This is a genomic window from Streptomyces sp. NPDC051180 (assembly GCF_040689545.1).
Lineage (GTDB): Bacteria > Actinomycetota > Actinomycetes > Streptomycetales > Streptomycetaceae > Streptomyces.
The window spans coordinates 695,837-704,502 of record NZ_JBFBBC010000002.1 but is presented as its reverse complement, the minus strand read 5'-3'; the positions used below and the strand labels follow the sequence as shown (position 1 = coordinate 704,502).

Here is an 8,666-nt window from a genome sequence, read left to right as displayed (position 1 = left end):
GTACGAGCACTTCCACCCGGCACACCGAGAGCACGCACCAGACGCCGCAGGGCCGCCCTTCGGGCAACGAGGGGATTGTGACGACAGGCCCTAGGGCCAGGTCACCGTGGCCGGCGGCGCCCCGTCGTCCTCGACCCGCAGCCGCACGCCGCCGTCCCCGGCCGTCACCTCGACCGTCACCGCGGTCACCCCGGGCCGCCGGTGGGCCGCCGCGAGCGCCCCCCGCAGGACGGCGAGGAGCTTGCCCGTGTCCTCCTCCTCGGCGAGCGTGTCGACCGCGCCGGAGAAGTGCACCGACGGCTGGAAACCGAGCAGGGCGGCGGCCCCGCCGGTCTCGCGCAGCACCCGTCCCCGGAAGGAGGCGGGCGCCTCCGCGGGCGGCTGCTGGAGCGCGAAGATGGTCGTGCGGACCTCCTGGATCGTCGAGTCCAGCTCGTCCACGGCCCGGCCGAGCAGCGCGTCCTCCTCGGACGAGCCGGTGCCCCTGCGGCGGGTCGACTCCAGCATCATCTCGGTGGCGAACAGCCGCTGCACGACCAGGTCGTGCAGGTCCCGCGCGATCCGGTCCCGGTCCTCGTAGACCGCCAGCCGCTCCCGGTCGTGCCGCGCGTCGGCGAGGACCAGCGCGAGCGCCGCCTGCGAGGCGAACTGCGAGGCCAGGAGCCGTTCCACCGCCGAGTACGGCTCGTCGCCGCGCCGCCGGGGCAGGGCGAGCGTGCCGATGAGCTTCCCGCCGCTCTGCAGCGGCAGCATCATCGACGGGCCGAAGCGGGAGCGCACCGCGGTCGTCATCCTCGGATCGTTCGCCGAGTCCTCGACGAAGACCGGTTCCCCGCCCAGGAGCTGGACGAGGACGGCGGAACCGGGCGCGATCGTGGTGCCGACCAGGTCGCCGGGGTCGCCGCCGGTCGAGGCGGAGACGATCTCCATCCCGCCCTCGGCGGTCGGCTGGAGGACCACGCCGGCCGCGGCGCCGGCGAGGATGCGGGCCTGCTCGGCGACGGCCATCAGGGCGTCCTCGGCGGACCGGCCGGTCAGCAGGGCGGTGGTGACGGCCGCCGCCCCCTCGATCCAGCGCTCCCGCTGCCGGGCCGTCTCGTACAGCCGGGCGTTGCCGATGGCGATGCCCGCCTGGGAGGCGAGGACCCGCAGCAGGGCCAGGTCCTCCTCCGTGAAGCCGCCCTCGCGCTTCTCGGTGAGGTACAGGTTGCCGAAGACCTGGGTGTGGACCCGGATCGGGACTCCCAGGAAGGTGCGCATCACCGGATGGCCCTCGGGCACTCCGGCGGAGCGCGGATCGGCCGTCAGGTCGTCGAGCAGCAGCGGCTGCGGGTCCCCGACGAGGACCCCGAGGAGACCGGTGCGGCCGTCGGGGAGGCGGCCGATGCGCCGGCGCTCCTCGTCGGTCATGCCGGAGGTGAAGAGCTCGGTGAGGCGGGGGCGCTCGGGGTCGACGACCCCGAGCGCCCCGTAGCGGGCCCCGGTCAGCTCGGTGGCGGAGTCCACGATGTGCTGGAGTGTGGTGCGGAGTTCGAGATCCGTGCCGACGCTCAGGACCGCTTCGAGCAGCATGGGCAGGCGGGGGGTGTCCTCGTCCGTGTCCTCATCCATGATCGTCATGGTCTCATTGTCGTACGAATCAGGCGGTTTGGCCGGGTTGTGTACGCCCCGGGGTCACTCGTCCTCGTCGAACGGGCTCCGCACCGCGAGCGGGTCGAGCACCATCGGCTGGACCTTGCCCTCCAGCATCGCGCCGAGCCCCAGGACCGCGCAGACGTCCGGGCGTTCGGCGATGTGCACCGGCATCCCGGTCGCCTCGCGCAGCATCTGGTCCAGCCCGGGCAGCAGGGCGCTGCCGCCGACCATCATGATCCCGCGGTCCGCCAGGTCGGCCACCAGGTCCGGCGGGCAGTCCCGCAGCACCTTCCCGATGCCGTCCAGGACCGCGGTCAGCGGGGTGTGGATCGCCTCCCGCACCGCGGCCGTGTCGACCGTGACCGAACGGGCCAGGCCCGTCGCGACGTCCCGGCCGTGGATCTCCGTCCAGGCCGGCCCGTGCGGAGTCAGGCCGTTGCCGCTCAGGGCCAGTTGCAGCGGCCGGACCGACTGGCTCGGCAGCATCAGCTCGTGGTGGTGGCGCAGGTGCTGGATGACGGCGTGGTCGATGGCGTCGCCGCCGACCGGCATCCGCTCGGCCGTCACGATGGAACCGAGCGAGAGGACCGCTACCTGCGTGGTCGCCGCTCCGCACACCAGGATCATGGTCGCCGTCGGCTGCTCGACCGGCAGGCCGCAGCCCACCGCCGCCGCGATCAGGGTGTCCACCAGTTCGACCCGGCGCGCCCCGAGACCGACGAGGGTCTCCACGGCGGCGCGCTGCGCCAGCGGATCGCTGTCGTGCGGGGTGCACGCGGCCGCGCGCAGCCGGGGCTTGCGCCGCAGCTGGCGGCGCAGCTTCTCGCCGAGGAGGTGGCGCAGCATCCGCTGGGCCATCTCGATGTCGACGACGGTGCCGCCCGAGACGGGGCGGACGACCCGGATGTAGTCCGGGGTGCGGCCGGTCATCTTCTCCGCCAGCGCGCCGACGGCGATCAGCGCTCCGGTACGGGTGTTGACGGCGGCGACGCTCGGCTCGTCGACGACGAGTCCGGCGCCCTTGACGAAGACCCGGGTGCGGGCGGCACCCAGGTCGACGGCGACATGGCAACGGCGCAGCTGTTCGAGGCTGACGGTCACGGCGGATCCTCCGGAGTGCGGTGCTGGCACGGGCGAGGCGGCACGCGAAGCGCGGTCCTCCTGGCATCGTCCGGCCGTCCGGGGCCCGGCGCGCGCTGGGCTGAGCCGCCCGGGGCCCTCCGGCGGGGGCCGCGGGCGGGGTCCGCCGGGCGTCCGGCGCGGCCGGGGGTGACCCGGAGGCGATCCTTCCCGAAGCGGGAGAATCGCGACGCACCGCCGACGACCTGCGGTTTCCTCACAGGATCCTCACGTTCGCGGCTACCTGTGGCCGTACCCGGACGCATAGCCTGCGGGCCCCATGGATTACTGCCACGCGTGCCGGCGGCATCTCAACGGGGCCCTCGCCTGTGCCGGGTGCGGGACTCCCGTCGAGGAACTGCGGTACGAGACCCCCCACCTGCCCGTCCGCCCGCCGGCCGAGCCCGACCACGTCTACGAACTGGACGTCGTCGAGCCGCCCCGCCCGGCCGACGGGGGGCGCCGTGCCGCCCGCGTCGCCGCCCGCAGCCAGGCGGGACGGGGCCGTGGCGCCGCCCGCAGAGGAAGGCGCTCCCGCTCGCGGCGGGGCCGCACGGTCCTGGTCGGGACGGTGGGTCTGGTCCTCGCGGCCGGAACGCTCGGCCTGGCCCGGCTCGCCCTGGAGGACCCGCCGCCGAGCGGCGCCGCCACGGCCGTCGAGGAGCTCGAGGTCACCGCGAGCCCGCTCGTGCCCGAACCCGTCGACACCACCGGCCCTCCGGACGGCGAGGGACCCTCGCCGTCCGCGGACGGGCCGGGCGATCCGACCTCCCGCCCCCGCCAGGTCAGCGCGGGCTCCGCGACGGGTCCGCGCGGCGGAGCGGGGTCGGCGTCCGGCGCCGGTGCGACGCCGGGCCCGGGCTCCGGCGCCGGGTCCGGTCAGGGGCCCGCCACGGGCCAGGGCGGCGGCGAGGCCCCGGGGCAGCCGTCGTCGAGCGACTCGCCCACCGGGACCGCCACGCCCACCGCTACTCCGTCCCCGGGCGACCCGGCGCCGACCGGCTCGGGCACGCCCGGCGGTCCCGCGCCCTCCACGACCGGTCCCACGCCGAGCGGGACTCCGACGCCCAGCCCGACGCCGACCTGCACGCGCTTCCTCTGGTGGTGTGTCTGAGCCTCCGGCGCCGCGTCCGCTGGTGGTGCGGCTGAGTCCCCGGCGCCGCGTCCGCGTCTGCTCCGGTGTGCCCGCTTCTCAGGCCGCGCGCCCGGCGCCGGGGCGGGCCGGGCGCCGCGGGGGTCAGGCCACGTCCGTGCCCAGCATCCGGCGGAGCAGGTCCCGCAGCAGGGTCCGCTCGGCCTCGGTGAGCTCGCCGAGCGGCTCGCGGGCGAAGTCCAGCGACTCGCGCAGCCGGCGGGCGGTGTCCCGGCCCTCGTCGGTGGGGACGGCGAGCTTGACCCGGCGGTCGTCCGGGTCGGGTCGGCGCTCGACCAGGCCGCGGGCCTCCAGGCGGTCGACGATCCCCGTGATGTTGGACGGCTCGCACTTCAGCTTCTGGGCGATGCGGCGCATCGGCAGCGGGTCGAGCGAGAGGAGGCCGAGGACGCGGGCCTGGGCGCCGGTCAGCGCGTGCTGCGCGGCCGCCTGCTCGTACTCCTCGTAGTAGCGCGCCACGACCGTGCCGATCAGCTCGACGACTTCGAGGGTGAGGGGGTCCGTGCGTGTGGTGGCCATGGGGCACATCCTACCCATTTACTTGACAACATGAAATATTCAGGAGCATGGTTGTTTCAGCAAGTGAACCTTTCTTGATCTGAAGCTCTTCCGAGCTTCCCCCTGGAGGCCGTGCTCATGTCCGTTCTTCCCGCGTCCAGCCGTGAGTGGCACCTCGTCGCCCGTCCGCACGGCTGGCCCGTCCCCGCGGACTTCGCCCTGCGCGAGACCCCGGTCGCCGAGCCCGCCGAGGGCCGCATCCTGGTGCGCAACCTGCACTTCTCCGTCGACCCGTACATGCGCGGCCGGATGAACGACGTGAAGTCCTACATCCCGCCGTTCGCGCTGGACCGCCCGATGGACGGCGGCGCGGTCGGCGAGGTCGTCGCCTCCGCGGCCGAGGGCTTCGCCGTCGGCGACCACGTGCTGCACGGGCTCGGCTGGCGCGAGTACGCCGAGGTCCCGGCCCAGCACGCCACCAAGGTCGACCCGGCGCTCGCCCCCCTCTCGTCCTACCTCGGCGTGCTCGGCATGACCGGCCTCACGGCCTACGCCGGCCTCTTCGAGGTCGCCTCCTTCAAGGAGGGCGACGCCGTCTTCGTCTCCGGCGCCGCCGGGGCCGTCGGCAGCCAGGTCGGCCAGATGGCGCGGCTCAGGGGCGCCTCGCGCGTCATCGGCTCCGCCGGCTCCGACGAGAAGGTCAAGTTCCTCGTCGAGGAGCTCGGCTTCGACGCCGCCTTCAACTACAAGAACGGCCCGGTCAGGGACCAGCTCCGCGAGGCCGCCCCCGACGGCATCGACGTCTACTTCGACAACGTCGGCGGCGACCACCTCGAAGCCGCGATCTCCTCGCTCAACGTGCACGGCCGCGCCACCATCTGCGGCATGATCGCCCAGTACAACGACACCGAGCCGGTCCCCGGCCCGCGGAACATGGCGATGATCATCGGCAAGCGGCTGCGCCTCCAGGGCGTCCTCGTCGGCGACCACTACGGCCTGCAGAACCAGTTCGTCCAGGAGGTCGGCGGCTGGCTCGCCTCCGGCGAGCTGAAGCACCGCGAGACCTTCGCCGAGGGCATCGAGAACGGCGTGGACGCCTTCCTCGGACTGCTCCGCGGGGACAACACCGGAAAGATGATCGTCTCGGTGAACCGTTAGTCTTCCCTCAGCCGTCGCGATCGTGGGCGCGAGTCGCGGCGAACCGCAGAAGGAAGTACCCCGCATGTCCATCCAGCACTCCGACGTCCTCTACACCGCCGTCGCCACCGCCGAGAACGGCCGTGACGGCCGCGTGGCCACCGACGACGGTCAGCTCGACGTCGTCGTCAACCCGCCCAAGGCCATGGGCGGCTCCGGCGCCGGCACCAACCCCGAGCAGCTCTTCGCGGCCGGCTACAGCGCCTGCTTCCAGGGCGCGCTGGGCGTCGTGGCCCGCAACGAGAACGCGGACGTCTCCGGCTCGACGGTCACCGCCGAGGTCGGCATCGGCAAGAACGACGACGGCTTCGGCATCATCGTCAAGATCTCGGCGACCATCCCGAACGTGGACGCCGAGACCGCCAAGAGCCTGATCGAGAAGGCCCACCAGGTCTGCCCGTACTCCAAGGCGACCCGCGGCAACATCACGGTCGAGCTCGCCGTCTGATTCCCGGACGCGCGGACCGAGGCGAGGGCCGCACCCCGACCGACCGGGGTGCGGCCCTCGCCGCGTCCGAAGCGACTGCGGCATCATGTCCGTGTCCAGCGGACGGGGGAGTCGGGTGTCGTCGCACAACGGGCCGGAGCAGGCCGGCCACGGGCTGATCGGCGGGCGCTACCGCCTGGGGGAGCGGCTCGGACGGGGCGGCACGGGCATCGTCCGCAGGGCCACCGACGAACTGCTCGGACGCCCGGTCGCGGTCAAGACCCTCGCGCTCGACGACGGCGCCGACCCGGCGGGCGCCCTGCGGGAGGCGCGGGTCGTCGCCCGGATCCGGCACCCCCACGTCATCGTCGTCCACGACGTCGTCGAGCACGACGGACGGCCCGCCCTGGTGATGGAGCTGGTCGAGGGCGGCTCGCTCGCCGACCGGCTCGCCACCGGCCGCGTCCTGTCCCCCCGGGAGACCGCGCGCCTCGGCCTCGACCTGCTCGACGCGCTCGGCGCCGCGCACGCCCTCGACGTCCTGCACCGCGACGTCAAACCGGCCAACGTCCTCCTGGAGAAGGGCAGCGGCCGGGCGGTGCTCACCGACTTCGGCATCGCCAGCCTGCCCGGCGCCACCACGCTCAGCGGCACCGGCGTCTTCGTCGGCACCCCCGAGTACACGGCCCCCGAGCGGATGCGGGGCGACGACGCGGGCCCCGCGTCCGACCTGTGGTCGCTCGGCGCGCTGCTGTGCGCCGCCGCGACCGGCACGTCACCGTTCCGCCGGGACTCCCTCGGCGCCGTCCTGCACGCCGTCGTCTACGACGAGATCCGGCCGTCCGAAGTGATGGGACCCCTCGTCCCCGTCGTCCGCGGCCTCCTCGAACGCGATCCGGACCGGCGCCTCGGCGCCGCCGGGGCCCGCCGGATGCTCGCCGACTGCCTGGCGGCGGCGCAGGAGGCCGACGGCCCGGAGGCGGACACCCCGTCGATCGCCGCCTCCCGCGCCGAGGACGCCCGCCCGGTCCCCGACGCGCACCCGGAGCCCACCCCCCGGCAGCCCACGCCGCCCGAGGCCCACGACCCCGGCGGGGCGCGGGAGCGAGGGGCCGCCGGCGCGGGGCGGCGGGGCGGACTCGCGCTGCCCCTCGTGGCGGCGGCCGTCGCGGCCTGCGTCGCGGCGGTGACCGTGGCGGTGCTCCTCGCCGGCGACCGGCGGACGACGGACACGGGGGCGCCGACCGCCCCGGGGAGCTCCTCCACCGGACCCGCGGCCGCGCCCGGGCCCGTACCGGCCGGGTACACCGCCGTCTCCGACGAGCGCGGCTTCACCCTGGCCGTCCCCGCCGGGGCCCGGCGCTCGACCGACGGGGACCGGGTCTTCTACACGACGGGGGACGGGGCCGTCTGGGTCGGGATCCGGATCAGGGCGATCCCGCCCGGCGGCGCGATCGGGGCGATGCGCTACGCCGACGAGAGCGGCCCGGGCACCAACCGCGGGTACCGCGACGCGACGGTCGAGGAGATCCGGCACAAGGGACTGCCCGCCGCCCGCTGGGAGTTCACCTGGGACGGCTTCACGGCCGCCGAGGGCCCCCGGCACACCGTCGACCTCTGCTGGGAGCAGGCCGGGACGCTGTACGACGTGTGGGCGTCGGCGCCGGTGGACCGGGCCGACGAGGCCCGCGGGTACTTCGACACGGCGCTCGGTTCCTTCCGTACGTCCGGCCGGACGTCGGGCGGCTGACCGGCCCACCCCCGATAAACTGGCGCCATGCGTGATCTCGGGGTGGGTTTCCGGTACCTGGTAGAAGGCCAGAAGTGGGTGGGCCGGCACGGACGGTGGTTCGGCTTCGGGCTGTTGCCCGGCCTCGTGACCCTCGTCCTCTACGTGGGCGCCCTGGTCGGCCTCGGCTACGGCGCGGACGACCTGGCCGCCTGGGCGACGCCGTTCGCCGACGACTGGACCTCGCCCTGGCTCGACCTCTTCCGCGGCACCCTGACCGCGCTCGTCTTCGCCTTCGGGCTCTTCCTCGCGGTCATCACGTTCACCGCCGTCACCCTGCTCGTCGGCCAGCCCTTCTACGAGTCCCTCTCCGAGGAGGTCGACCGCAGCGAGGGCGGCGAGGCGCCCGAGTCCGGGCTGCCGCTCTGGCGCGAGCTGTGGATCTCCGCCCGGGACAGCCTGCGGGTCGTGCTGCGGGTCGCGTTCTACGGCGTCCTGCTCTTCGCCTGCGGCTTCATCCCCGTCGTCGGCCAGACCGTGGTGCCGGTGCTCGGCTTCTGCGTCTCCGGCTTCTTCCTCGCCGAGGAGCTGACCGCCGTGGCGCTCCAGCGCCGGGGCGTCGAGCTCAAGGAACGGCTGCGGCTGCTGCGGGGCCGACGGCTGGCGGCCCTCGGCTTCGGCGTACCGCTGACGCTCTCCTTCCTGGTGCCGTTCGTCGCCGTCTTCCTGATGCCCGGAGCGGTCGCCGGCGCCACCCTGATGGTGCGTGACCTGCGCGGAGAGAACGACGGGGACCGGGACGGCGACGACGGCCGCGTCCGCCTCCGGAAGAACGACCGGGAACGCGGCAACCTTCCTTCGGCCGGTGGCGACCAGGAGGTGCACCACCTCCCCCACTGAAGAAGGAA

The 8,666-nt window shown here is 74.5% G+C and carries 8 protein-coding genes; 5 read left to right on the top strand and 3 right to left on the bottom strand.

Translation table 11 applies throughout. The annotated features are described in order from the left end of the window. Positions 1 to 90: 90 nt before the first annotated feature. Together AB0424_RS06655 and AB0424_RS06650 are read right to left on the bottom strand one after the other, a co-directional pair. Entirely contained in the window at positions 91 to 1,620 is a 1,530-nt protein-coding gene (locus tag AB0424_RS06655; RefSeq protein WP_366302660.1) for a GAF domain-containing protein, read from the bottom strand. Between the two features lie 54 nt (positions 1,621 to 1,674). Continuing rightward, entirely contained in the window at positions 1,675 to 2,736 is a 1,062-nt protein-coding gene (locus AB0424_RS06650; RefSeq protein ID WP_366302659.1) for a rod shape-determining protein, read from the bottom strand. A 298-nt stretch (positions 2,737 to 3,034) separates the two neighbouring features. On the opposite strand from AB0424_RS06650, the gene AB0424_RS06645 reads away from it, so the two are divergent. After that, on the top strand, positions 3,035 to 3,868 hold the full coding sequence (locus tag AB0424_RS06645; RefSeq protein WP_366302658.1) for a hypothetical protein: 834 nt from the start codon (positions 3,035 to 3,037) through the stop codon (positions 3,866 to 3,868). A 123-nt stretch (positions 3,869 to 3,991) separates the two neighbouring features. On the opposite strand, the gene AB0424_RS06640 is transcribed toward AB0424_RS06645, so the two are convergent. Next, positions 3,992 to 4,426 (bottom strand): MarR family transcriptional regulator, encoded by a 435-nt coding sequence (locus AB0424_RS06640; RefSeq protein ID WP_366302657.1) that lies wholly within the window; start codon positions 4,424 to 4,426, stop codon positions 3,992 to 3,994. 117 nt (positions 4,427 to 4,543) lie between these two features. Here AB0424_RS06640 and AB0424_RS06635 point away from each other — a divergent pair, with 117 nt between their 5' ends. The 4 genes from AB0424_RS06635 (at position 4,544) to AB0424_RS06620 (ending at position 8,658) form a co-directional block, all read left to right on the top strand. Then, positions 4,544 to 5,563: an NADP-dependent oxidoreductase gene (locus AB0424_RS06635; RefSeq protein ID WP_366302656.1), complete on the top strand. Its 1,020-nt coding sequence runs from the start codon at positions 4,544 to 4,546 to the stop codon at positions 5,561 to 5,563. Between the two features lie 64 nt (positions 5,564 to 5,627). Beyond that, positions 5,628 to 6,050: an organic hydroperoxide resistance protein gene (locus AB0424_RS06630; protein ID WP_030693363.1), complete on the top strand. Its 423-nt coding sequence runs from the start codon at positions 5,628 to 5,630 to the stop codon at positions 6,048 to 6,050. Positions 6,051 to 6,165: 115 nt separating this feature from the next. After that, positions 6,166 to 7,779 carry a serine/threonine-protein kinase gene (locus AB0424_RS06625; RefSeq protein WP_366302655.1) on the top strand — a complete coding sequence of 538 codons (1,614 nt, stop codon included), beginning with the start codon at positions 6,166 to 6,168 and terminating at the stop codon, positions 7,777 to 7,779. Between the two features lie 27 nt (positions 7,780 to 7,806). Next, positions 7,807 to 8,658: an EI24 domain-containing protein gene (locus tag AB0424_RS06620; RefSeq protein ID WP_366302654.1), complete on the top strand. Its 852-nt coding sequence runs from the start codon at positions 7,807 to 7,809 to the stop codon at positions 8,656 to 8,658. Positions 8,659 to 8,666 lie beyond the last annotated feature (8 nt).

Excerpts from the sequence above, each read along its gene's own strand:
- AB0424_RS06655 (WP_366302660.1), bottom strand. The coding sequence starts at position 1,620 with ATGACGATCATGGATGAGGACACGGACGAGGACACCCCCCGCCTGCCC.
- AB0424_RS06645 (WP_366302658.1), top strand. The coding sequence starts at position 3,035 with ATGGATTACTGCCACGCGTGCCGGCGGCATCTCAACGGGGCCCTCGCC.
- AB0424_RS06640 (WP_366302657.1), bottom strand. The coding sequence starts at position 4,426 with ATGGCCACCACACGCACGGACCCCCTCACCCTCGAAGTCGTCGAGCTG.
- AB0424_RS06635 (WP_366302656.1), top strand. The coding sequence starts at position 4,544 with ATGTCCGTTCTTCCCGCGTCCAGCCGTGAGTGGCACCTCGTCGCCCGT.
- AB0424_RS06630 (WP_030693363.1), top strand. The coding sequence starts at position 5,628 with ATGTCCATCCAGCACTCCGACGTCCTCTACACCGCCGTCGCCACCGCC.
- AB0424_RS06620 (WP_366302654.1), top strand. The coding sequence starts at position 7,807 with ATGCGTGATCTCGGGGTGGGTTTCCGGTACCTGGTAGAAGGCCAGAAG.